This window comes from Parvimonas sp. D9 (assembly GCF_035282565.1).
Lineage (GTDB): Bacteria > Bacillota > Clostridia > Tissierellales > Peptoniphilaceae > Parvimonas > Parvimonas micra.
On sequence record NZ_JAYKBM010000009.1, the window covers coordinates 1 to 23,744 of the forward strand.

Sequence of the window (23,744 nt, forward strand, 5' to 3'; positions counted from 1 at the left end):
AAGTCCTTAAAAAAGGACTTTAGTTTAATTCAAACAATTAAATTTTAAACAGCTTAGAATTTTTTCTTTTTTCTTCTTGCTGCCTCTGATTTTTTCTTTCTCTTTACACTTGGCTTTTCGTAATGTTCTCTTTTTCTATATTCTGAAAGCACTCCAGCACGTGCACATTGTCTTTTAAATCTTTTCAACGCATTATCCAAAGATTCGTTTTCGCCAACTCTGATCTCTGCCATGATATCCCCCCTCTCTTATATAGACAAACTGTCTTGAGAAATAATCACTCATATTATACAACAAAATTGATATAAATTCAAGTAAATTCACTATATTTTTTTAGTATAATTAATAAAATTTATAAATTTTTATAATATATTCAATTTTAGCCCGGTGGCCAATTTAAACTACGTCCTGCAAGAACGTGAAAATGTAAATGCTTAACAGTTTGTCCGCCGTCTTCATTACAATTATTTATGATTCTATAACCTGATTCATCAAATCCCATTTCTTTGGCAAGTTCAGAAATTTTTAAAAATATCTTCCCAACCACTTCAGAATTTTCCTTACCTACAAAATTACAAGATTCAATATGTTTTTTAGGAATTACTAAAAAATGAATCGGAGCTTGAGGGGATAAATCGTTAAATGCAACTATATCATCATCTTCATAAATTTTGTTTGACGGAATTTCTCCATTAACAATTTTGCAAAATATACAATCCATTATCTCACCTCCATATAATAAATATATCAAAATCAAAATAGATAAGCTCTATTTTAATTATTGTCTATTATACCATATACCAACTATCTTTACAAGAAAAAACACGATTGCAATGGTATATTATTGCATATCGTGTTATTGCTTTTTTTGCTTAATTAAATAATTTATTTTTTACAAAATATCAACTTGACACATTTTCATAGCTTCCAATGCTGTATTATGACTTTGCGGAGTAACTCCCGCACAACATTTACTATCTACAATTAATTCAACTTCAGGTAAAAATCCCTTAATCATTAAAGTATTTACAATCACACAAATATCTGTGCAAATTCCAACAAATTCTATACTTTCAATTTTCTCTTTTTCGTTTATGCTTTTTAAATACTCAACCAAGTCGCTGGAGCCAAAACCTGCTTTTTCAAAAATTTTACAATTTTCTTTATAGATACCTTCTCTGATTTTCCAAGCATCAGTTCCCTTAATACAATGTTTTATAGGAAGTTTTCTACCCTCTTGTGTGTTTAAGTAATTGTCATCATGAGTATCCATTGTATAAATAATTTCTCCATCAAAGTTTTTAATTTTTTCCTTTAAATTTGGAATCATATTTATAGCCTCTTGAGTTCCCAATCTACCATCAACAAAATCATTTTGAACATCAATAACAACTAATATTTTCATAACCTGCCTCCAAAAGTTTTTTATAAAAAAATCTAAATATTTTAACCAAATAAATTATATACATTAATTAATCTTTTGTCAAATTATAAAATTCTTAAGTTTCTATTTCTTTTTCTTTAAATCAATTTCAAAATCGCAATTTTCATCGGAACATTTTAGTGCATGTTTAAATCTGTTTTTAACTTCCACTAAGAATTTTCCACATTTTTCGCATTTTTTATCAGCTATCGGTTTATCCCAAATTGCATAGTCACATTCAGGATAATTTTCACAACCGTAAAAAACTTTTCTCTTTTTGGATATTTTTTCTATTATTCTTCCACCACATTTAGGACATTTTACCCCAGTATCTTTAACTTCCTTTTTTATATAATTACAATCAGGAAATCCGCTACAACCGATAAATCTACCGAATTTTGTCTTTTTGACAACCAAATTTTTACCACATTGTGGACATTTTTCATCAAGAACTTCATCTTTTATTTTATAATCCTCTGAATCCCCCTCAGACTTTTTCAAAAATGTTTCAAAAACAGCATAGAAGTCAGAAATAACTTTTTTCCAATCCTTTTTATTTTCAGCTATTTCATCAAGTTTTTCTTCCATTTCCATAGTGAATTTTTCATTTATAATTGTTTCAAAGTTGGAAACTAAAAACTTATTTACATTTTTTCCTAAATCCGTTGGAATGATTTTTTTATTCTCAATTAAAATATAAAATCTGCTTGTCAAACTATTTATAATACTTGCATAGGTGCTTGGTCTTCCTATTCCGTTTTCTTCAAGTTTTTTAACTAAAGTAGCTTCTGTGAAATTGGCAACAGGTTTTGTAAAATGTTGGCTTTTTTCTATTTTTTCAGCATTTATTACATCTTTAACTTCTAATTTAGGTAATATTTCATCTTTTATATCGCTTGAAGTATATATTTTTGAAAATCCGTCAAATAAAGTGTATCTTCCATTTAATTTATAGATACAATTATTTGAATTTAAAACTATTTGAGTACTTTCATAACTTTCAGATTTCATTTGAGAAGCGACTGTTCTTTCCCAAATCAATTTATATAATTTATATTGATTTGCAGTTAAATAGCTTTTTATTTTTTCAGGACTTCTAAAAATACTACTAGGTCTAACACCCTCATGAGCATCTTGTGAATTTTTTTTCTTTAAATTGTACTCATTACCTTTACTTGCATAATTTTTCCCATAATTTTCGGTAATATACTCAATTGCCTCTGCAACTATTTCTGATGAAATTCTAGTTGAGTCAGTTCTCATATATGAAATTAAACCGACAGAGCCTTCTTTACCAACATTAATCCCTTCATAAAGTTGTTGGGCAATACTCATAGTCATTGAGCTTGAAAAACCTAATTTTCTTCCCGCTTCCTGTTGTAATGTACTTGTAGTAAAAGGTTGTTGAGGTTTTCTCTCTTTTTTTACCTTTTTTACATCTTCCACGATAAAATTGTCTTTATCCGTTTTTTCTACAACTTTTAAAGCCTCTTTTTCGTTTTTTATCTCTTTTTTTACTATTTTTTTATTTTCATATTCTCCATAATAAAGTGATTTAAATTCTATATTTTGGACATTATGTATCCCTTCAATCTTCCAAAATTCTTCAGGAACAAAATTATCTATTTCTTCTTGACGTTCACAGATAATTTTTAAAGTCGCAGATTGAACACGTCCAGCAGAAAGTCCACTCTTTATTTTTTTCCAAAGAATTGGAGATAGTTTATAACCTACAAGTCTGTCTAAAACTCTTCTAGCTTGTTGTGAATTTACTAAATTCATATCTATTTTTCTCGAATTTTTTATAGATTCTTTGATACTTTTTTTAGTAATTTCGTGAAATTCTATTCTGTTATTATCATTAATATCAAGACCTAAAAGGTAGGCTATATGCCAAGAAATTGCTTCTCCCTCTCTGTCAGGATCGGTTGCAAGATATATATTTTCAGAATTTTTATAAAGTTCTTTTAATTCTTTAATCTTAGACGATTTTCCTCTTACATTTATATATTCAGGTTCAAAATTATTTTCTATATCTATCCCCATTTTACTTTTAGGTAAATCTCTTATATGTCCAACACTTGCTACAACTTTGTAATTACTTCCAAGCATTTTGCTAACTGTTTTAGCCTTTGTTGGAGATTCTACTATAACTAAATTTTTATACAAAACTAACTCCTTACACAATCTTACTCATCGAAATATGTTCTATTCCAACTTCAACAAAAATATCATCATTATCTTTTGTATAACCTAACATTTCATAAAAGGTCATTGCATGATATTGTGCTGAAAATCTTATTGTCTTTTTTTCGTTTTCTTTTTTAAATTTTTTTACAGTTTCTTCCATATTTATAAATAAAAACTTTCCTACTCCCTTTCCTCTGCAAGATTTCTTTACACAGGCTCTTCCAAAATAGACAATATCTTTATTTATATTCATAATTCTTGCAGTTGCAAGAAGCTCCTCTCCCTCAAAAACTCCCACATGAATTGTATCTTCCAAACTGTCTTTATTGTCAATTTCATATTCAAGCGGAACTTTTTGTTCATCTACAAAAACTTCCTCTCGCAAAGCATATGCCTTTTCCATTTCTTCGCTTTTTAAAATTCTATATTCCATAAAAACAACTCCGTATAATCTTTAAACTCTCTATATGTTATATAATTTAATTAATTTTGTCAATATATTTTTATGATTTTACAATTAAAAAAGTGCCAATTTTTAAAAATTGGCACAAAATTTAAGTTTATTCTATTATATAAGCACTTACAATTTCTCCATAATAAGCTGTATGGTAATCTTTATTTGCCCCATAAAACTCTCCTGACACATTTTCAGGATAATTTTTTTCCTTTATTTCCTTAGGAATTGCATTTTCATCCTGTTTTTGTTTATAAATAACCTTACATTCCAAAGTTAAAGGCAATTCTTTAATAGCTGGAACATCTACAATTTCAGATTCAACTAAAGTTAAATTCAAATCTTTAATTTTATCGGTATCTCTTCCTGATTTAGTTCCACAAACTCCAATTATATTTTTATCAAAATTATTTAAAAAAATATTTACAGTAAATTCTCCACTTTCATCAAGTAATTTTTTTGTAAAACGACTTTCTCTAACAAATGCTGTAAAAATCGGTCTATTCCATTCTATTCCCAAAGTTCCCCAAGAAATTGACATTGTATTTACCTTTCCTTTTGACTTTGTAGTAAGCAAAACACCTTTTTCAACTGCCAACATTATTTCTTTTGCATAATCAAAAACATTAATTTTTCTTTTCATAATTTTCTCCTAAATTGCAATCGGAATATCTTTTATTTGTTCTCCACATTTATAATTTTCTATTATAACATCATCTGATGTAAAATCGTAAAAGTTTTTAACATCAGGATTTAAAGTAATCTTTGGAGCTGGAAATTTTTCCCTTGTAATAAGTTCTTTTATAATCGGAACATGTCTATCATAGATATGAGCATCAGCTATTACATGAACAAGCTCTCCAACTTCCAAATTACATTCTCTAGCAAGCATATGAATCAAAATTGCATATTGACAAACATTCCAATTATTTGCTGCCAAAACATCTTGACTCCTTTGATTTAAAATAGCATTCAGCTTGTTCCCTGTAACATTAAAAGTCATACTATATGCGCAAGGATATAAATTCATTTCAGATAAATCTTCATGAACGTAAATATTTGTAATTATTCTTCTACTATAAGGATTATTTTTTAAATCGAAAATAACTCTATCAACCTGATCAAACATCCCTTCCTTATATTTATGTTTAACTCCAAGCTGATAACCGTAAGCCTTTCCGATACTTCCGTTTTCATCAGCCCATTCATCCCAAACATGACTCTTTAAATCCTTAATATTATTGGACTTCTTTTGCCATATCCAAAGCATTTCGTCAGTACATAATTTTATGGCTGTTTTTCTAAGTGTAAGTGCAGGAAATTCTTCCGCCAAATTGTATCTATTTACAACTCCAAATTTTTTTATCGTATATGCCTTTGTTCCATCCTCCCAAACAGGACGAACTTTTTCTCCTTTTGTATCTACTCCATTTTCAAGTATATCTTTACACATTGAAATAAATATATCATCTGCTCTACTCATAATTATCTCCTAAAATTATTCTACAATAAGAATAACATTTTTATTAAAAAAAGGCAAATTCATTAAAGTGTTTTTCACAACATATTGCTTATAGCTTTTGCTATATTTCAAAATATTTTTAATTTCTATATTAAAAATACTTGATTTAAGTTTTGTGATATGGTATAATATCTAAAGTGATTAATTTACAATATTTAAGCGAGGTGAATACAATGAAAAAGGGAATACATCCAGAATATAATAAAGTAGTTTTTATGGATACAACAAGTGGATATAAATTCATCTGTGGTTCAACAAAAACTTCAAATGAAACAATAGAAATGGAAGACGGTAACACTTATCCATTAATTAAAATCGAAATCAGTTCTGACTCTCACCCATTCTACACAGGTCGTCAAAGATTTGTTGAAAAAGGTGGTAGAATTGAAAAATTCAAAAAAAGATACAATATGGACTAGTAAAAAGCAGAGCAATCTGCTTTTTTTGTTGCAAAAAATCATGGGCTTTAGGAGATTTCTCGACTATTGCTTGTTTACAAAAAATAGTATTTATGAAAGAAATTCTATAATAATTTTTATATGTATCTTCGATACATTTACTTTTGCTAAAGCAAAAGTATGAGATTTCTCCGTTTCGCTAACGCTACAGTCGAAATGACGGATAAGTAAAAAAACCTCGTTTAATAGCTTACCGTTAAATGTAAATTGGCTTACGATTTATTTAAAAAAATTATAACAAATAAAATATTTAACATCATAATACTTAGCAAAGAAAAACTCCCAATATGTCATCTCGACCGAAGTTGAGCAAAGCGAAACGAAGCGGAGAGATCTCATAAAGCTCCATTATATAGAATTAAATTTATGTAGTTGACTATTTCGAAATTAACAATTTAGAAAAGTTTTTTAAAATTATTTTTACTAATAAAAAGCAATAGTATTCCCAAAAGAAACTCTAAAATAATTTTTGTATGTATCTTCGATACATTTACTTTTGCTAAAGCAAAAGTATGAGATTTTCGCAGTCGATTGTATTCCAAATCAAAGATTTGGACAATCTTTGCGTCAGACCTACTATTGATTATTTAAAAGTAAATAATCAATGTTAGGGCTAGATTCGTTTCGCTAACGCTACAGTCGAAATGACGGATAAGGAAAAAAACTTTGTTTAATAGCTTACCGTTAATAATAAAACAGCTTACGAGTTATTTTAAAAAATTATAACAAATAAAATATTTAACATCATAATACTTAATAAAGCAAAAAACAACAAAAAAGAGCTGTTTTCACAGCCCTTTTAAATTAACAACCACCTTTTAATTTTTTACTTCTTATATAAATCTTCGGAAATTTATCATGTTGATTAAAATATCCCATAAGTTCAAAAAATTGAAAAGCTCTTTTTTGTTGATCAACAGTCATATCAGTTTTTTCTTTGATAAGCTTTTTAGCCCTTTTTGAATAAACAAAATATCCTTCAGAATTTATATCTTTAATAACTATATCATATAAATCATAATACTCTTGCTTCATTATTGTCCCCTTTTGCAGATTGTATTTCATACCAAGTTTTATATTTCCCATTCAAAGCGATAAGCTCGTCATGTGTACCTGTTTCTAAAACTTTTCCGTTTTCTATCATAACTATTGTATCACAATTTTTCACGGTGGACAATCTATGTGCAATAATCATCGTGCTTCTACCCTGTTTCAAAACATCAATCCCATAATTGATTATTTTTTCCGTTTCAGTATCAATATTTGCAGTTGCTTCATCTAAGATTAAAACTTTCGGATTTCTAACAATAGCTCTTGCAAAGCAGATAATTTGTTTTTCTCCAAGAGATAAATCCGAACCGCTTATAGCAAGTTCATAATCCAAATTATTATTTCTTTTTTGTAAAAGATTTTTACCGCCAACTTTTACAATTGCGTCTAAAACTTCACTCTCAGTTATATTTTCATCTTTAAGTGTTATATTATCTCTTATACTTCCTGTGAAAATATATGGATCTTGAAGAACAACTGCCATTTGTTTTCTGTAAGAAGCTTTGCTTAATGTTTTTATATTTTGCCCGTCAAGTAGAATTTCTCCTTTTTGATTTTCATAAAAACCTAAAATCAAATTCATTATAGTTGACTTTCCACTTCCGGTAGCTCCTACAAAGGCAATTGACTTTCCTTTATTTAGTTTAAAATTAACATCCTTTAAAACTGGAACATTTTCTTTGTATTCAAAGCCTACATTTTTAAATTCAATATTTCCTTCAAGGTCAATTTCCTTATCTGTAGTTTTTTCTTCTTCTATTTCAAAAATTTTGATTATTCTGTCGCAAGAAACGAGTGCAGTCTTATATCTGTTTATTTGTGATAAGAAATTCATAAAAAGCCTTAAAATTCTTTTATTATATTCAATTAAAATATATAAAACACCTACACTCAATCCCAAGCCATTAATTTTTAAAATTGTAAAAACTAAAACTATAATAGCATTTGTAACAATCATTACAAAGTCGATTAAATTCCAAGAGAATAAAGCATTTAATATAGTTCTTTTGATATAATTCTTTTCAACTTCTTTATTTTCTTTTTCAAAAGACTCAATCATCAAATCTTCATTCCCATATACTTGAATTACAGGTAATGATTTAATTGTTTCATTATAAATTGAGCTTGTAATTCCCTCGTGTTTTCTTATAGTTTTAGTAACTGCTGTAAGTTTTTCTCCGTAATATTTAGTTACCATATACATAAGTGGTAAATAAATTAAAACAATTAATAGCAGATATGGACTGATATAAAACATTACAGTAAGCATCATTGCTAAATTCAACATAAAGCCTAAAAGATCATTTAAAAGAGTTTGATATAACTCTTTAATTGTATTAGTATCTGTTGTAAATCTTGAAACCAAATCTCCGGCATAAGAGCTGTCAAAATATTGCATTTTAAAGTTTTGCATACGTCTAATTAAACTGAATTGAATTTTATATGCAATATTGCAAGATAATTTGTTAAAAGAAGTTCTAACAAATAATAATAATACTATAATCAACAAATTAAGTCCCAGATATAACAATGCTTTTTGAACAATAAAAGAATAAAAATTTTCCATATTTACTAAGTCTGCATCTATAATTGAAGAAATTACAGTCGGTAAATATACGTCGAGAAAAACCCTAAATACAGTACAGATTGAACCTGTAAAAAGCAGAATTTTTTCTTCTAAAAGGTAGGAAGTTAAAAATTTTAATTTACTATTTTTCATCTTCTTCCTCCCTATCCAAACTTTGATACTCAAATTGTTCCTTATACCAAGAATCTCTTGAAATAAGTTCTTCGTGAGTACCTCTGTCGATTATTTCTCCATTGTCCATAACTAAAATCAAATCAGAATGTTCAACTGCAGAAATTCTATGAGAAATAATTATATTAGTCCTATTTTTTCTGTTTTCCTTAAGAGAATTTACAATTTTACTTTCAGTATTCGCATCAATTGCTGAAAAAGAATCATCTAAAATTAAAATTTCAGGATCCCGATATAAAGCTCTGGCAAGAGAAATTCTTTGCTTTTGCCCTCCGGAAAGTCCAAGTCCACGTTCTCCAACAATAGTTTCAAGTCCTTTTTCTAAATTTTGTATATCTTTGTAAAAGTCTGCCTTTTTTAGAACATTTATAATTTTTTCGTCATTTTCTGCAATACTTCCAAATAAAATATTTTCTCTGACAGTTTTAGAAAGCAAAATATTCTCTTGACTTACATATCCGAATTTATTTCTTACTGATGTAATATCATAGTCTTCATAAGGAATATCATTTATAAAAATCCTATTTTTATCAAAATTATAAAATCTTAAAATCTGTTTAACTAATGTACTCTTTCCACTTCCACTTTTTCCAACTATTCCCAAAGTTTCTCCTTTATTTAACTTAAAGCTGATATCCTTAAGTGAAACTTCTTTTTCTCCGGGATAACTAAAAGAAAAGTTTTTAAATTCCATAGTGGAAAAGTCTTCTAAAATCTTATCTCCATTTTCTATTTCCGTCTTATCATCAAGTAAAAGATTTATTCTATTTATTGAAACCAGAGCTCTTTTATAAGTATTTATACAATCTCCAAGTCCCCAGAAAGACCAAGCTAAAGTTTCTCCAAGTCCAAAAAATACCACTAACTTCCCAATTGTAATACTACCGTCTCTTACTAAAAATGCTCCGTAAAAAAGTCCTATAATCATAGAAATTACTCTTATAAAAGAGTTTGAAAGAAATGTTAACATCCATAGATTAGCTTCCAAATAAGCCAAATCAAAATAATATTTAATGATTTTAGAAATATTTTTTTGTCTTACTTCTTCATTTACATAACTTTTTATAAGTTTTATTCCTTCTATTATTTCCAATATCTCCTGACTTGACTTTCCAAAAGTCACATTCATTTTTTCATTCACTTTTCCAATATTTTTACTTACTATATTTGTAATAATAGCTGTAAAGATAAAAGGAAACATAACTGCAATCGTCAGCTTCCAAGATATGAAAAATACTAAATATGATGCACATATTAAAGGCATAAACATAGAATCACATACTAATAGAATTCCAAAACTGAAATATTCAAATATATATTTAGTTTCATTATCCGCAAGCCCGATTACATCTCCTGCAGTATTTTTTTGAAAAAAGTCGGGAGATTTTTTTAAAATTTTTCTAAAAATTTTATCTTTATAGTACATCTTAAGTTTTGCCCCAGAACCAAAAGCCAAATACGAAAAAGTCATAAAGCTTAAAAAGTTAGCCGCTCCTAAAAATATCATTAAAGCTACGTATTTGTAAATTTTTGTAACATCAAAATTCGGACTTTTAAATAAATCCACAATTGTTCCTATTAATGTTACTAAATATATTAAAATTAAACTACTAATTATATCAAAGACACATCCCAGCAAAAATCTGGTTTTTGCCTTTTTAAAGCCATCTCGGACAGCCCAATAAATCCCCATTTTATCACCCTCTTTCATTTCAAAAAAAGCTCTTCAAAAGGAAGAGCATTTTTAAAATTTATTTACTTTTTTTCTTAGTAAATGTTGCAACTGAACCTCTTTCAATTATTCTTGAAGGTAAAATTGTAACATCTTTTAATTTTTCTTCATTTCTAAGTTCCTTAATCAACTTTCTCATAGAGATTGCACCCATATCATAATACGGTTCTTCTATCGTTGTAAGTGCAGGTCTGTAAATTGATGCAATTAAATCATCGCCGAACCCTGCAACTGAAATATCTTGTGGAACTTTAAGACCGTTATCGTAACAATAACTTATAAAACCGATAGCCAAAGTATCTTCACTCGCAAATACAACAGTTGAATTATTTTCTTTAATAAGTTTGAAAATTTCTTCTCCCATATCATATCCTGTTTGAACTGTTATGTCTTTTGCATTTATAAGCGCTGATTTTACTTTTCTTTCTGCAACAGCTTCATTAAATCCTGCAAGTTTTTCTCTACCGATTCTACTTGTAACATCTTCACTTATAAAAACGATACTTTTATGTCCTTCATCTACAAGATAATTTGTCATCTTATTACAAGTTGATTTGTAATCTATACTTACAGTATGCTCATCTGTATATTCGTAAAATTTATCAAGTCTTACAAAAGGAATTTTTTTACTTTTCAACTTAAACAATATTTCAGGATTAATCTTTTCACTTATCATAATTATTCCTTCAACTTGCTTAGTGCACATAAATTCAATAATTTTGTGCTCCGCTTCTATATCTCCATACGTGCTGGAAAGCAAAATATCGTAATTATACATTCTTCCAATTTCTTCGATTCCTCTAATGATTTGAGCCATATAGGAAATCCCTATATCTTTAACAATAACCCCAATCATATTTGATTTTCTCATTACAAGGCTTCTTGCCAATTCATTAGGCTTAAAGTCCAATTTTTTTATTGCATCTAAAACTTTTCTTCTTGATTCCGGGCTAACAGGTTTCGACTCATTCATAACTCTTGAAACAGTAGAAATTGAAACTCCTGCTAATTTAGCTACATCTTTTATAGTAGGTGCTGACATTTTATCACTCCTTTAAAATAAATTTATAATTATAATTAAATCGTTTACAAAATTCAATACTATTATATCACACTTTTTATTAAAATAAAACACTTGGGGAAAATAAATTTTCAAAATTTTCCTAAGAAATACATAACGTTTTTATAAAATATTATGGAACTAAAATTTCAAAAAAATACTGTAAAATAATTTGAAAAATACTTTACAGTAAAAAAATTTTATTTTTTAATTTTAATATATAAACTATAAAAAACAGCAAAAATAATCAATGCAATAAAGCATATTCCTATTTCTATTCCTATATAATTAATCATAGCCTTATTTACAGGTAAAAATCCTCCTGTCAAATTAGAAAACACAGGATAATTAAAAGTATTTTTCCACTTCCAAAGATAAGAAAAAACTAAACTTAACCCAAACTGACTTATTATCAATATAATATTAATAGCAAAAGAAATCATAGCCTTTCCAATTATAAAACTCGTCTTTTTAATTGGAAGTGTAAATAAAAATCCCTTATGATAATAAAAATCTAAATAAGTTGTTATGAAGAAGTAAGATAGAGCCATCAAAAAAATTACAGCTAGAATATACTTTATATTATTATATTCAAGCAAAACACCGTCTAAAGGGGCTTCTTCATATTGAAAAGTTCCATTTGCTTTTATTACTTCGGATAACCTTTCTTTTTCGTGATTAGCATAACTTTTTGACATAGAAAAATTTATTTCATTTTCTTTTATTTCAACAATTTTTTCGTACATCAAAATTGCACTTTCCATATAGCCTCTATCGTCTCCGCTATGCTTTAGTTTTAAAATCTTTTCTGATATTTCAAGAGATTTTTTTAACAAATCCATTTTATCTTTATCACCAGAATATATACAAGGTGACTTTCCGTCAGCAGGATATAAAATATCTCCTATTCCTTTTTTTATCATGAGTAATTCATGCTTTTTATCTGTATCGACTTGTTGATAATTTAAATAATTTTTATAAAATAGAGAAGCTAATAAAACTAATATAACTCCTAAAATTACTACAAATATTCTACTTCTTATAAATTTTTTACATTCTAATATCAAAGTATTCATAACATTCACCTACTCAGCAAACAGTCTTTGATACATCTGTTCAGACGCATTTATATGCTCTCTTATTTTAATTAATTTTATGCCTTTATCCTGTATTGCCTTAATTGCATCGTCAAAAGAATTCTTTTTAAATTGACAAATAATCATATCTTTTTCAATTTCGGCACTTACTACAAATGGAGATAAAATTTCTAAAGTTTGATCATTTGAAGTAGTATCAATTGCATAGATTAAAAATTCGTCTTCTACAATTTTTTTGACAATTTTTTTATCCTTTATAAATAAAAGATTATCGGTTAATTGGCTAATTTCTCCTAAAAAATGTGTAGATAAAATTACCAGAGTTCCCTTTTCTGAAATTTCCTTTAACATAACTCTAAGCTCTATTTGACTGCTAGGATCAAGCCCGTTAAAAGGTTCGTCAAGCAATAAAACTTCAGGATTATTAATAAGTGCAATAGCCAAAAGTAATCTCTGTTTCATTCCCAAAGAATATGTCTTTACAGGTCTTTTATAAAATTTTTCAATCTTTGTTAAACTTACAATTTCTTTTATTCTAGTCTTTGGCAATTTTTGTATATTTGCAACAAATTTCAAATGATCAAGTCCTGTTAAATTCGGAAATAAAATACTTGCATCCTGTAAATATGACAATTTTTTAAAAATAGCATTATCCCTATTATCTATACCATTTACAGTAATCTGTCCGGATTGATAGCTATTCAAATTTGTAATACAATCCAAAAGAGTAGTTTTTCCCGTTCCATTAGGTGCAACCAAAGCCCAAACCTCTGCATTTTCAAGCTCTAAAGATAAATCATTTAAAACTACATTCTCTCCATATCTTTTAGTAAGATTTTTTATACACAAACTAGGCATATCCATTCCTCCTTCTATCTTGAATAAAAGCTATACAAATCAATAAAATAGTTAAAATACAAATTCCAATTGCTAAAATTTTACAAGATTTGTTAAAACTATAAGTAATAGTTTTAGATAAAATATTTATACTGCCGTCAGCAATCTTTCCAACTCTCCAGTATGAAAACGGATTATACCATTTATTAAACATCTGTAAAGTTGCTATCAGCCCAAAAGATAAAATAACAGTTTTAAAACTTGATTTTACAAAAGTTGAAATTGCACTTGTAAATAAAAAAATAAATATTCCATAGAGCAAGAACAAAATCAAACTTTTTATTAAAACATCAGATATTGGGACAATCTTATATCCAAAACTCAGAAGTGAATAATAATCACTTTTTGCAATATAAGTTGTAATCGGATATTTAAAAGATGATGACCCGTTTATTAAAAATTCTATTCCAAAAAATATTGTAGGTATCAATAGTCCAAGTATAATCGTTAAAATTCCACATGTAAAAAGTCCCGACGATACAATCCTAAATTTACTTGCCCCCGATGTCCTTAAAAATCTAATTGTTTTATTTTGACTTTCCTCCAGCTTTGAAAATAGAATTCCAAAAGTTACAACAATTATAAAAGTATAGATTAATACTAAATTATTTGTAAAAAAATCCCATAATCTATGTGAAGTTCCAATTAGTGTTTTTTTGCTATGATAGTCAAGAAGTTTACTTTCTTCTGAAGTTCGAGGTTGTTCAAACTCTGTTTTCTCTAAATATAATGGATGAGCTGAAGGAAGGTCATTTTCTGTTAAATACTTCAATATTTTATAAGTTATCTCTACTGTCAATTGATTTGCAGTATAATCTATTCCATTTGTACTAAACCCTTTTAAAGCAAAAATTCCATTGGAATCTAAAGAATGCTTTAATTCACTTTCATATAATGATTGCCAATTTTCTGTTTTAATGTCTTGGATTGTTTTTTCATAATTCTGTATATTGGCAATATTTCTTTTTTTCATATTATTTAATTCTGTTTTTTCTTCATCTGAAATATTATCATTTTCTAAATCTTTATCAACCTCTTTAATGTCCTGTTTAAATATCTCTATAGCTCTTTCTTTAGAATAAATTCGTTCTTCTTTATTTTTATTATTTTCAATTTTTGAAATAGAAGATATAACAGTTCCAATAATTATAATTATAATAAGAAATAGAATATTTTTCTTTTGCTTTATAAAATATTTAAAAAACAAATTACACATAACTACCTCCAAAAGTAAAACGCAACAAAAAACATTTTATAATCAACACATTTTAAAAAATCAATTTATCTATTTACTTTATATTCTAGGTAAATCATTACTACGAGAATATCATAATTGTCAATATTTGTCAAATATAATAACTAGTATTTTTTCTCCTATATATTGACATAAAATAAAATTATATCATATAGTAAGATAATTTGAGATTGTATAATTTTAATTTTAAAATATCGTACTTATTGTTTATGAAGCTTTTAATTATGAAAAAATATTAAAAAATGTGTTTCTATTTTCAATTTTAATCCTATGTTCTTGTAGCAGTATAAAAAAGATAAAGCATTTTCATACTACATAACCATAAGTCAAAATTGTATAAAAAACTCATCTAAGCATGTTAGATGAGTTTTTGTTTAATTATTTTAAAAATTTTACAAGCACATTCTATAAATATTTTCTATATCTTCAGGTGTTAATTCTCTAAAGCCTTTTATGCTTTCTTTTCCCTTACAAGCCTTTTTAGCCATAATAGCAAAATTTTCATCGTTAATATTTACATCTTTTAATGTACTTTGTAATTTTAAGTCATTAAATAAAAATTCTGAAAGTTTTTCAATGGCTTTTTCTGCAATTTCTCTATCAGAAAGATTTTTATCTATGCCAAAAACATTAACACCAAATTGAACATATTTATATATATTTTCATCATTTAAACAATATTGCATCCAACGTGGAGTTAATATTGCAAGTCCATGTCCATGAGTTATATCATAAAAAGCTGAAAGTTCATGTTCCATTGGGTGGCAACTCCATGCAGTTGATTTACTTCCATTTATAAAACCATTTATTGCCCAAGAAGATGCCCACATTAAATTAGCACGAGCTTCATAGTTTGTAGGGTCTTTCATTGCTATCGGAGCATATTTTATAACTGTTTTCATAAGACCTTCCATAACACAATCAAGCATAAACAAATCATTTTCTGTTGTAAAATAAACTTCTAGGATATGACTTAAAATATCTGCTGAACCGCAAGCAGTTTGATACTCACTTACACTATAAGTATTTTTAGGGTCAAGAAATGAAACTTTTGGTAACATACACATTGAACCATTACTTAATTTTTCATTTGTTTTAAGGTTTGAAATAACTCCACCATTATCCATTTCAGAACCAGTTGCTGAAAGTGTTAATATAGTTAAAAGTGGCAAAGCATCTTCTATTTTTGCTCTTTTTTCTAAATCAAGAAAATCCCATGGGTCAAAATCAACTTTTGCTCCGGCGCAAATAAATTTTGAGGCATCAATCGTTGAACCTCCACCAACTGCAAGAACCACATCAATATTTTCTTCCTTACATATTCTAGCACCCTCTCTAACAGATTCTATTCTAGGATTAGGTTCTATCCCTGAAAGTTCAAAAACTTCAAGTCCTGCACCTCTTATTTCTTTTATAACCTCATCATAAAGTCCTATCTTTTTAATGGAACCTCCTCCGTAAGTTAATAAAACTTTTTTTCCATATTTTGACAATTCTCTTCCAAGATTAGAAAGTTGTCCTTCTCCAAAATATACCTTAACAGGAATATCGTAAATAAATGGTTTCATAAAAATCCTCCTTTAAATTTATTCTTTAATACTTCTAAATTGATTTTACCTCTCCTCTATATCTAGTTAAAGAATACCCTTATTTTAAAATAAGAAAACAAAAAAGAGAGAATTATTTAAAACAATCCTCTCTAATTTTTATTCTGTAAAAACAATATACCCTTGCCTTATTTTACTATTTTATTGAATATTCGCTTTGTCGCATAATGAGAAATTAACAAGATGATTAAAGAAAAGTCAAATGGAATTTTTACTACAACTTTTATTAAAAAGCATAGAACAAAAGCGACTAAATCTAAAATCATAAATTGTTTTTCACTTGTGTATTTTTTTATCACACTGTATTTTACTTTTAAATTTCTAATTAATATTACAAGAGCAACAACTCCAACTAGTGCGTCTATACTAAAATTAACTAAAAATTTACTATTTATAACAGCCCATAAAAAATATATAAACAAAGTTCCCATCATAATTATGGTTAATCCTGTCAAAGAAATTTTGGATTTATCTTCTGACATTTCCTTCGGTGTAATTCTTCTTGACATTATTCAAAAACCACTCCGTCAGAGCAATCAATTTTAATATTTGTTGAGAAAAATTCTTTTAATGCAGTAACCATATACCCTGTATCTTTTATTCCGCAAGTTTCAAAACTTGAGTGCATTCCAAGTTGTGCAACTCCTATGTCAAGAGCATGTAAACTAACTTGAATATTTGATAAATTTCCTAGAGTTGAACCGCCAACCTTATCAGATCTATTTGCAAAGTATTGAGTAGGTACATCTACTTTTTTACAAATTTCTAAAAATACCGCTCTACTGAAAGCATCAGTTGTATATTTTTGGTTTGCAGCTTCTTTTATAACAATACCTTTGTTCATAAAAGTTCTGTTTGTTGGATCATAAAGTTCAGGATGATTTGGATGAACAGCGTGAGCATTATCGCAACTTACTAGGAAAGATTTTGCTACTGCTTGATGATATTCATCAGTTCCAAATCCAAGTGAAGCATTAATTCTCTTTAGAGCATCTTTCATAAATGTTGACATTGCACCTTGTTTTGTGTTTGAGCCAACTTCTTCGTTATCGAAAACAGCACAAACATTTATTGCCTTTGGATTTTTCGCATCTAAAAATGCTTTCATTGAAGTAAATGCACATTGTAGGTCATCAAGTTTTGGTGTTGAAACGAATTCATCTTTATATCCCCAGATACATTGTCTTTGACGATTTACTAGGAATAAATCTTTTGCGACAACATCTTCAACTTCAACACCCAATTCATCTGCAACCATCTTATCAAAATCGCCTTTTTTTAGTTCTCCTGCAGAGAATAAAGGTAATAAATCAACTTGTTTATTGTAAGCATAACCACTGTTTATTTCTCTGTTTAAATGTATTGCAACATTTGGTATCATTAGAATATCCTTATCGATATAGAATAATTTATTTACAATATTTCCATTTTCTCTAACTAGAACTCTACCAGCTAAACTTAAAGGTCTATCAAACCACGTTGAATCAATCATTCCACCATAACCTTCAACATTTAATTTTAAATGTTCTCCCGGTGCATCCATTTCAGGAACGGCTTTAACTTTATATGTTGGTGAATCACTATGAGCAGCTGTAATTTGGAAATGATAGTCGCTAAGTTCTTCTCCTACCTGGAAAGCCAATATACTTGAATTATTTCTTGTAGTATAATAATTTCCACCTTTTTTTATTTCCCATTTTGCATTTTCAGGTAAAAATATATATCCGGCTTTGTCAAAATATTTTTTCATTGTATCAACAGTATGAAACATACTTTTACTTGAATCAATAAAAGTTAATAATTCTTTTGAAATTTCAATATTATTCATATAATCCCTCCTATCAAAATTTAATTTACCCCATTTAATTAATTTAAAATACTTAAATATATTTTAAAGAAAATAAAGGAACCAAAGTTCCTTTATTCCCTTATTATCTAAATTGTTATCTAAATTTATTTACTATTTTCTCTTTTTCTAAGGATAGGTAAGATTAAACCTAAAGCAACCAAAACTGCAGGAGTTATAATCTTTAGAACCATTTCAAATTTGTCTTTTGAGTACATTCCAAGTAAACAACAAGCTAATGTTACTAAGAAACACCAAGCACCAAAGAACAATCCAACTCCCCTGTTTTTAGTAAATCTATAATGTCTGTCAAGTTCTTCTTTACCATATCTAAGAGCAAAGTAAGCTACAAATACCCACATATATCTCATCGGCATTACTACACCGTTAAGACGAGTAAGTTGTCTAAGAACTGTAGTAGCTCCCGGAACGAATGATTGAGCTAATATGATTGCCCCACCAAGCACTGCAACTAATGCAATACCGTTTACATAAGCGCCTCTCTCATTCTTCTTCAACAATCTTGTAGGAATATATTGACTTGCATTAGGGTCTTCCAATAACATTCTTAAAGGAGCATCAATACTGATTAAAAGTGTTGAGAATTGTCCAACAGTATTAGCTGCTGAATAGATGATTAATAATAAATCACCAACACCATAATATCTACCTAATTTTTGGAATGCCCAATAAGCACCATTTGCAGCATATGAGTCAAATGCTTCTTTACTTGCATTGATTTCATTAATGTCGAACATTAATCCCATAGCAACAGTTCCGAAGATAGCACTGATAACAACCATTAAAGTTGCAAGCATCATAGCTTTAGGGAACTCTTTTGCGGAATCTCCTTCAATTTTGTTTACATAAGGTGAAATTTTTTCAATACCACCAACTGCAAATACCAAGATAGATAAACTACTTAAGTAATTCAAGTCAACCTTAGGGAATAAATTATTCCAAGCAAAGTTTAATTTTAAATATCCGCCGTTTGGATTAATAACCGGTGCTGCATACATCATAAGAATAAATAAAATACCTAAAACAAACATACTTGAACCGGCAAGTGTTGCTAATCTTTTAATCGGACCTAACCCTCTTGTAGCCAAATAACAGAATAATAGCAAAACACCAAATGTAGCTAATTGAACGTAGATTGTAGGAATACTATCATACGCTTTAGCATCTCTGAAAATCATAAAGCTTAACGCCTTAAGACCACCTGAACCTTTTCCGGCAATATAAGTAATATGTACTGCCCAATAAGTCCATCCTGCATAGTAAGCTAATTTAGAGTTAGTAGTTTCTTGAATCCAAGAAGTTACTCCACCACCTAAATGCTTAAATGTTGAACCAAGTTCTCCAACCATAAGTGCATACGGAACAAAATACAATGCAAACATTAGTATCCAAGAAAAAATTACTTGAGTACCATGAAAGTAAATATATCCGTTTAAAACATTTCCGAAACCCCAAAGTGTTGAGAAACACATAAACACGAGGGCCTGCCATTTAATTTTCTTTTCGGAACCTTCCATTTTTTCCTCCTAAAATATAAATTCTAAGCCAAATTTTTAGCCAGAACCAGTATATCAAAATTATTATTTCTTGTCAAAGGTACTTGCAATAGGATAACGTTTTGTTTTTGTTCTAAAAATATTATCACTTCACCCTGTCGTTTCTGTAAATCAAAATTTAACAAAAGACACCTTTCGGTGCCTTTTAGTAATTTTAGTTATTTACTTTGCTTTTATTTCTGTCCAAGCGTCTTGTAGCTTTTCATTTGATTCGCCTAAATCTTTTAATATATAGCCTTTTTTAAATACTTCCTTTTTAGGAAATACTATATCACTATTTTTTAAGTTTTCATCCATTAATTCTCTTGCACCATCTATTGGTGAGCCATATTTTACAAAATTACAATTTCTTGCAGAGATTTCCGGTCTTGACATAAAGTCAATAAATTTTGCTGCCAATTCTTTATTTTCTGAAACTTTAGGAATTACCCAGTTGTCAAAGATAAAAATTGCTCCTTCTTTTGGAAAAACAAATTCTACATTTTTATTTTCATCTTTTGCAAGTAGAGCTTCTCCACCCCAAATACAAGTAAGTTTTGAGTCTCCGGAAATTAGATTATCCTTTGCTTGGTCATCTCCAACATAATTTTTTACTATTTTCTTTTGAGCGATTAAAGAATTTTTGGCTTTTTCAATATCTTCAACTTTTGTTGAGTTAGGGTCAAGTCCTTCTTTTATCATCGCTATTGCCATAGTAAATCTGCTTCCGTCCAACATTACAACTTCACCTTTATTTTTTTTATCCCAAAGGTCAGCCCAGCTGTCAACTTTTTCTTGTTTTGACTTATCATAAGCAATTCCGATATTTCCTATTGTATATGGAACTGAATATTCACTCGTAGGGTCAAAAACTAAATTTCTATATTCTTTTTTTACTTTACCCATATTTGGAATCTTATTTTTATCAAGTTTTTCCAGCATATTTTCTTTAATCATAGTATCAACCATATAGTCACTTGCTACGATTACATCATATTTTTCTGCCCCACTTTTTAATTTAGTATAATATTCTTCATTTTCTTCAAAAAATGTATAATTTACTTTGCAGTTATACTCTTTTTCAAATTCTTTTATAGTTTCCGGATCTATGAAAAGATCTGTATTAGTTACGTTTAAAACTTTCTTTTCTGTACTTTGTTCTGTCTTTTCTTCTTTTTTCTCTTCCTTTTTATCAGTTTTTCCACAAGCTGTGAAAGATACGGCTGTAACTAAAACTAATAATAATGCTAATAAGTTTTTAAATTTTTTCATTTTTTACTCCTCTATTTTTAAATACATAAGTTATTGCTGAAATTATAATTATTATTGCAAAAAGCAATGTTGATAATGCATTTATTTTAGGACTTATTCCCCTTTTAGTCATTGAGTAAATTTTGACCGAAAGTGTAGCAACTCCATTTCCGGAAGTAAAATAACTGACAGTAAAATCATCTAAAGACATAGTAATACAAACCAATGCTCCTATAATTAAATTAGGTATTAGTTGAGGTAAAACAATTCTTTTAAATACTTGAAACTGCTTTGCTCCCAAATCCATACCTGCATCATAAAGACTTTTATCAAAAGTCAATAATTTAGGCAAAATTGCAAAGACTACAAACGGAATATTAAATATTATATGTGACAAAATTATCGTAAAATATCCAAAATTAAGTTTAAAAAATACATATAAAATTATCATTCCAATTGCAATTACAATATCAGGAAGTATAAGTGGAAGATATGTTACATTCATAAAATAACTTCTTAGCTTTGGATTAAAAGCTCTATATATAGACCAAGCTCCTATAGTTCCGATTATAAGTGCAAAAATAGTTGCAATTCCTGTTATGATAAGTGTTTGAAAAAAAACTTTCATAATGGATTCATCTTTAAAAAGTTCCATATACCATTTTAAACTAAAACCTGTAAAAGCATTGTTATATCTAGATTCATTAAAGGAAAACACCATCATAAATATAATTGGCATATATAAAAATATATAACACAAAAATAGATAAAATTTTCCCGTATGTTTTTTTACCATATTTTAAATCCTTCTGTAAATTCATTATCTGATTTTTTTACAAATATTCTAAAAATCATAAGACTTACAAAAATTATAAAAATCATAATTAGAGAAATGCTTGAACCTGTCTCCCAGTTTCTAGCTTGTAAAAACTCCCTTTGAATTAAATTTCCAACTAACATATTTTGACTTCCGCCGAGCAAGTCTGATATTATAAAGGTTGTTACAGAAGGCATAAAAACCATAATACAACCTGAAATTACTCCCTTAAAACTTAGTGGAAAAATAACTCTAAAAAATAAATCTTTTCCTTTAGCCCCCAAATCTTTAGCACATTCTATATATTCCTTATCGATATTTATAAGTGCAGTATAAATTGGAAGTACCATAAAAGGCAAAAAATTATAAATCATTCCTATAATAATTGCAAAGTTATTGTTTAAAAATTTTATAGGACTATCTATAATTCCGATATTTATAAGCATTTGATTTATAATTCCCTGTTCTCTAAAAATACTCATCCAAGAGTAAGTTCTAAGTAAAAAGTTAGTCCATAAAGGCATAATGAAAAGCAAAACTAGAATATTTCTTCTCTTTTCAGCTTTTATCCTGCTTAAAAAAAGTCCAGCGGGATATCCCAAAATTAGACATAAAAAAGTTGAAATTAAGGATAATTTTAAAGATACAAAAATAATTTTCAAATATGTTGGTGTGAAAAACTTTTTGTAATTATCCAAAGTGAAAACAAAACTTTCATCTTTTACTTTAAAAGAATAATAAATTATAAAAAACAAAGGCACTATCGTAAATATAATCGTCCATAATAAATATGGCATAGCCCTAATTCTATATAAATGTTTTCGTAACATATTTCCTCCAAGAATAAATAATTGCAATTATTATTTTATCATCAAAAGAAACATTATACAAGTTTTTTTCTTGTAAAGTTTTGTTATTTATAATATAATTAGTATAAGAAAAATTAAAGGAGTTTTTAAAAATGAAATTAGTTTTAATAAGACATGGAGAAAGTGAATGGAACAAGTTGAATTTATTTACCGGTTGGACTGATGTAGGTCTTTCAGAAAAAGGAATCATCGAAGCAAATGAAGCCGGTTTTTTACTAAAAGAAAATAATTTCGATTTTGACGTATGTTACTGTTCATACTTAAAAAGGGCAATAAACACTTTAAATATCGTTTTAGAAAGAATGGATAGACAGTGGTTACCTGTTATAAAAACTTGGAAATTAAATGAAAGACATTATGGAGCACTACAAGGCTTAAACAAAGCTGAAACTGCTGAAAAATATGGAGAAGAACAAGTAAAACTTTGGAGAAGATCTTTTGATGTTCCACCTCCTGCTCTTGATAAAGACGATAAAAGATGTCCTCATAATCAAGCACCTTACAGAAATGTTGATAAAAGTGAATTACCTTATAATGAAAGCTTAAAAGATACCATTGAAAGAGTTATTCCTTACTATGAAGAAGTCATAAAAAAAGATATGTTGGACGGGAAAAGAGTTCTAATAACTGCACACGGAAACTCACTTAGAGCATTGGTTAAATATTTAGATAATTTAACAGATGAAGAAATTATTTCAGTAAATATTCCTACAGGAATTCCTTTAGTTTATGAATTTGATGACAATTTTAAAGTTACAAATAAATATTACTTAGGAAATCAAGATGAAATAAATGCAAAGATAAATTCTGTTGCAAATCAGACAAAGAAAAAGTAATTTTTTTAACAAAATAGGTTGAGGAGTAAAGTCCTCAACCTTTTAATTTTATTAATACTATCTTT

General features: G+C 28.0%; 23 protein-coding genes. 2 read left to right on the top strand and 21 right to left on the bottom strand.

Annotation, left to right across the window (positions count from 1 at the left end; genetic code table 11):
* Positions 1-53: 53 nt before the first annotated feature.
* The 7 genes from rpsU to thyA all read right to left on the bottom strand — a co-directional run bounded on the left by rpsU (position 54) and on the right by thyA (position 5,550).
* A complete protein-coding gene (gene rpsU, locus VJI94_RS07055; RefSeq protein WP_004832359.1) occupies positions 54-233 on the bottom strand; it encodes a 30S ribosomal protein S21 in 180 nt (59 codons plus the stop codon).
* A 146-nt stretch (positions 234-379) separates the two neighbouring features.
* Complete coding sequence (locus tag VJI94_RS07060) at positions 380-721, bottom strand: histidine triad nucleotide-binding protein (protein WP_324008831.1); 342 nt, start codon at positions 719-721, stop codon at positions 380-382.
* Positions 722-892: 171 nt separating this feature from the next.
* Positions 893-1,405 carry an isochorismatase family cysteine hydrolase gene (locus tag VJI94_RS07065; protein ID WP_324008832.1) on the bottom strand — a complete coding sequence of 171 codons (513 nt, stop codon included), beginning with the start codon at positions 1,403-1,405 and terminating at the stop codon, positions 893-895.
* 102 nt (positions 1,406-1,507) lie between these two features.
* Positions 1,508-3,592 carry a type I DNA topoisomerase gene (topA, locus tag VJI94_RS07070; RefSeq protein ID WP_324008833.1) on the bottom strand — a complete coding sequence of 695 codons (2,085 nt, stop codon included), beginning with the start codon at positions 3,590-3,592 and terminating at the stop codon, positions 1,508-1,510.
* Positions 3,593-3,602: 10 nt separating this feature from the next.
* A complete protein-coding gene (locus VJI94_RS07075) occupies positions 3,603-4,046 on the bottom strand; it encodes a GNAT family N-acetyltransferase (RefSeq protein ID WP_324008834.1) in 444 nt (147 codons plus the stop codon).
* Between the two features lie 127 nt (positions 4,047-4,173).
* Positions 4,174-4,710 carry a flavin reductase family protein gene (locus VJI94_RS07080; protein ID WP_324008835.1) on the bottom strand — a complete coding sequence of 179 codons (537 nt, stop codon included), beginning with the start codon at positions 4,708-4,710 and terminating at the stop codon, positions 4,174-4,176.
* A 9-nt stretch (positions 4,711-4,719) separates the two neighbouring features.
* Entirely contained in the window at positions 4,720-5,550 is an 831-nt protein-coding gene (gene thyA / locus VJI94_RS07085) for a thymidylate synthase (protein ID WP_324008836.1), read from the bottom strand.
* A 212-nt stretch (positions 5,551-5,762) separates the two neighbouring features.
* Here thyA and VJI94_RS07090 point away from each other — a divergent pair, with 212 nt between their 5' ends.
* The gene (locus tag VJI94_RS07090; RefSeq protein ID WP_004832367.1) at positions 5,763-6,008 is read left to right on the top strand and encodes a type B 50S ribosomal protein L31; all 246 of its coding nucleotides are present in this window, start codon (positions 5,763-5,765) and stop codon (positions 6,006-6,008) included.
* Positions 6,009-6,851: 843 nt separating this feature from the next.
* Here VJI94_RS07090 and VJI94_RS07095 read toward each other — a convergent pair.
* From VJI94_RS07095 to VJI94_RS07160, 14 genes are all read right to left on the bottom strand, one after another.
* Complete coding sequence (locus VJI94_RS07095; protein ID WP_324008837.1) at positions 6,852-7,082, bottom strand: hypothetical protein; 231 nt, start codon at positions 7,080-7,082, stop codon at positions 6,852-6,854.
* Positions 7,063-8,817: an ABC transporter ATP-binding protein gene (locus tag VJI94_RS07100; RefSeq protein ID WP_324008838.1), complete on the bottom strand. Its 1,755-nt coding sequence runs from the start codon at positions 8,815-8,817 to the stop codon at positions 7,063-7,065. The genes VJI94_RS07095 and VJI94_RS07100 overlap by 20 nt, the downstream gene beginning before the upstream one ends.
* Positions 8,807-10,567, bottom strand: coding sequence for an ABC transporter ATP-binding protein (locus VJI94_RS07105; protein ID WP_324008839.1), 1,761 nt, complete (start codon positions 10,565-10,567; stop codon positions 8,807-8,809). Before VJI94_RS07105 ends, VJI94_RS07100 begins: the two co-directional genes overlap by 11 nt.
* 40 nt (positions 10,568-10,607) lie before the next feature.
* Positions 10,608-11,630, bottom strand: a complete 1,023-nt coding sequence (locus VJI94_RS07110) for a LacI family DNA-binding transcriptional regulator (protein WP_324008840.1) — start codon at positions 11,628-11,630, stop codon at positions 10,608-10,610.
* A gap of 218 nt (positions 11,631-11,848) precedes the next feature.
* The gene (locus VJI94_RS07115) at positions 11,849-12,724 is read right to left on the bottom strand and encodes a hypothetical protein (RefSeq protein WP_324008841.1); all 876 of its coding nucleotides are present in this window, start codon (positions 12,722-12,724) and stop codon (positions 11,849-11,851) included.
* 9 nt (positions 12,725-12,733) lie between these two features.
* Complete coding sequence (locus VJI94_RS07120; protein ID WP_324008842.1) at positions 12,734-13,603, bottom strand: ABC transporter ATP-binding protein; 870 nt, start codon at positions 13,601-13,603, stop codon at positions 12,734-12,736.
* On the bottom strand, positions 13,596-14,858 hold the full coding sequence (locus VJI94_RS07125; RefSeq protein ID WP_324008843.1) for an ABC transporter permease: 1,263 nt from the start codon (positions 14,856-14,858) through the stop codon (positions 13,596-13,598). Before VJI94_RS07125 ends, VJI94_RS07120 begins: the two co-directional genes overlap by 8 nt.
* 431 nt (positions 14,859-15,289) lie before the next feature.
* Positions 15,290-16,465 carry an iron-containing alcohol dehydrogenase gene (locus VJI94_RS07130; protein WP_314938532.1) on the bottom strand — a complete coding sequence of 392 codons (1,176 nt, stop codon included), beginning with the start codon at positions 16,463-16,465 and terminating at the stop codon, positions 15,290-15,292.
* 167 nt (positions 16,466-16,632) lie between these two features.
* Complete coding sequence (locus VJI94_RS07135; RefSeq protein ID WP_324001588.1) at positions 16,633-17,013, bottom strand: hypothetical protein; 381 nt, start codon at positions 17,011-17,013, stop codon at positions 16,633-16,635.
* Positions 17,013-18,332 (bottom strand): M18 family aminopeptidase, encoded by a 1,320-nt coding sequence (locus VJI94_RS07140; protein WP_324008844.1) that lies wholly within the window; start codon positions 18,330-18,332, stop codon positions 17,013-17,015. The genes VJI94_RS07135 and VJI94_RS07140 overlap by 1 nt, the downstream gene beginning before the upstream one ends.
* A 125-nt stretch (positions 18,333-18,457) precedes the next feature.
* Positions 18,458-19,888 carry an APC family permease gene (locus VJI94_RS07145; RefSeq protein ID WP_004831797.1) on the bottom strand — a complete coding sequence of 477 codons (1,431 nt, stop codon included), beginning with the start codon at positions 19,886-19,888 and terminating at the stop codon, positions 18,458-18,460.
* 201 nt (positions 19,889-20,089) lie between these two features.
* The gene (locus VJI94_RS07150) at positions 20,090-21,178 is read right to left on the bottom strand and encodes a spermidine/putrescine ABC transporter substrate-binding protein (RefSeq protein WP_324008845.1); all 1,089 of its coding nucleotides are present in this window, start codon (positions 21,176-21,178) and stop codon (positions 20,090-20,092) included.
* Positions 21,165-21,896 carry an ABC transporter permease gene (locus VJI94_RS07155; protein WP_324008846.1) on the bottom strand — a complete coding sequence of 244 codons (732 nt, stop codon included), beginning with the start codon at positions 21,894-21,896 and terminating at the stop codon, positions 21,165-21,167. The genes VJI94_RS07150 and VJI94_RS07155 overlap by 14 nt, the downstream gene beginning before the upstream one ends.
* Positions 21,897-21,946: 50 nt before the next feature.
* Positions 21,947-22,804: an ABC transporter permease gene (locus VJI94_RS07160; protein ID WP_314720540.1), complete on the bottom strand. Its 858-nt coding sequence runs from the start codon at positions 22,802-22,804 to the stop codon at positions 21,947-21,949.
* A gap of 131 nt (positions 22,805-22,935) precedes the next feature.
* On the opposite strand from VJI94_RS07160, the gene gpmA reads away from it, so the two are divergent.
* On the top strand, positions 22,936-23,679 hold the full coding sequence (gene gpmA, locus VJI94_RS07165; protein ID WP_324008847.1) for a 2,3-diphosphoglycerate-dependent phosphoglycerate mutase: 744 nt from the start codon (positions 22,936-22,938) through the stop codon (positions 23,677-23,679).
* Positions 23,680-23,744 lie beyond the last annotated feature (65 nt).

What these genes read in the sequence shown, in the direction of transcription:
- rpsU (WP_004832359.1), bottom strand. Translation starts at nt 233, where the DNA reads ATGGCAGAGATCAGAGTTGGCGAAAACGAATCTTTGGATAATGCGTTG.
- VJI94_RS07060 (WP_324008831.1), bottom strand. Translation starts at nt 721, where the DNA reads ATGGATTGTATATTTTGCAAAATTGTTAATGGAGAAATTCCGTCAAAC.
- VJI94_RS07065 (WP_324008832.1), bottom strand. Translation starts at nt 1,405, where the DNA reads ATGAAAATATTAGTTGTTATTGATGTTCAAAATGATTTTGTTGATGGT.
- VJI94_RS07075 (WP_324008834.1), bottom strand. Translation starts at nt 4,046, where the DNA reads ATGGAATATAGAATTTTAAAAAGCGAAGAAATGGAAAAGGCATATGCT.
- VJI94_RS07080 (WP_324008835.1), bottom strand. Translation starts at nt 4,710, where the DNA reads ATGAAAAGAAAAATTAATGTTTTTGATTATGCAAAAGAAATAATGTTG.
- thyA (WP_324008836.1), bottom strand. Translation starts at nt 5,550, where the DNA reads ATGAGTAGAGCAGATGATATATTTATTTCAATGTGTAAAGATATACTT.
- VJI94_RS07090 (WP_004832367.1), top strand. Translation starts at nt 5,763, where the DNA reads ATGAAAAAGGGAATACATCCAGAATATAATAAAGTAGTTTTTATGGAT.
- VJI94_RS07095 (WP_324008837.1), bottom strand. Translation starts at nt 7,082, where the DNA reads ATGAAGCAAGAGTATTATGATTTATATGATATAGTTATTAAAGATATA.
- VJI94_RS07100 (WP_324008838.1), bottom strand. Translation starts at nt 8,817, where the DNA reads ATGAAAAATAGTAAATTAAAATTTTTAACTTCCTACCTTTTAGAAGAA.
- VJI94_RS07105 (WP_324008839.1), bottom strand. Translation starts at nt 10,567, where the DNA reads ATGAAAGAGGGTGATAAAATGGGGATTTATTGGGCTGTCCGAGATGGC.
- VJI94_RS07110 (WP_324008840.1), bottom strand. Translation starts at nt 11,630, where the DNA reads ATGTCAGCACCTACTATAAAAGATGTAGCTAAATTAGCAGGAGTTTCA.
- VJI94_RS07115 (WP_324008841.1), bottom strand. Translation starts at nt 12,724, where the DNA reads ATGAATACTTTGATATTAGAATGTAAAAAATTTATAAGAAGTAGAATA.
- VJI94_RS07120 (WP_324008842.1), bottom strand. Translation starts at nt 13,603, where the DNA reads ATGCCTAGTTTGTGTATAAAAAATCTTACTAAAAGATATGGAGAGAAT.
- VJI94_RS07125 (WP_324008843.1), bottom strand. Translation starts at nt 14,858, where the DNA reads ATGTGTAATTTGTTTTTTAAATATTTTATAAAGCAAAAGAAAAATATT.
- VJI94_RS07130 (WP_314938532.1), bottom strand. Translation starts at nt 16,465, where the DNA reads ATGAAACCATTTATTTACGATATTCCTGTTAAGGTATATTTTGGAGAA.
- VJI94_RS07135 (WP_324001588.1), bottom strand. Translation starts at nt 17,013, where the DNA reads ATGTCAAGAAGAATTACACCGAAGGAAATGTCAGAAGATAAATCCAAA.
- VJI94_RS07140 (WP_324008844.1), bottom strand. Translation starts at nt 18,332, where the DNA reads ATGAATAATATTGAAATTTCAAAAGAATTATTAACTTTTATTGATTCA.
- VJI94_RS07145 (WP_004831797.1), bottom strand. Translation starts at nt 19,888, where the DNA reads ATGGAAGGTTCCGAAAAGAAAATTAAATGGCAGGCCCTCGTGTTTATG.
- VJI94_RS07150 (WP_324008845.1), bottom strand. Translation starts at nt 21,178, where the DNA reads ATGAAAAAATTTAAAAACTTATTAGCATTATTATTAGTTTTAGTTACA.
- VJI94_RS07155 (WP_324008846.1), bottom strand. Translation starts at nt 21,896, where the DNA reads ATGCCAATTATATTTATGATGGTGTTTTCCTTTAATGAATCTAGATAT.
- VJI94_RS07160 (WP_314720540.1), bottom strand. Translation starts at nt 22,804, where the DNA reads ATGTTACGAAAACATTTATATAGAATTAGGGCTATGCCATATTTATTA.
- gpmA (WP_324008847.1), top strand. Translation starts at nt 22,936, where the DNA reads ATGAAATTAGTTTTAATAAGACATGGAGAAAGTGAATGGAACAAGTTG.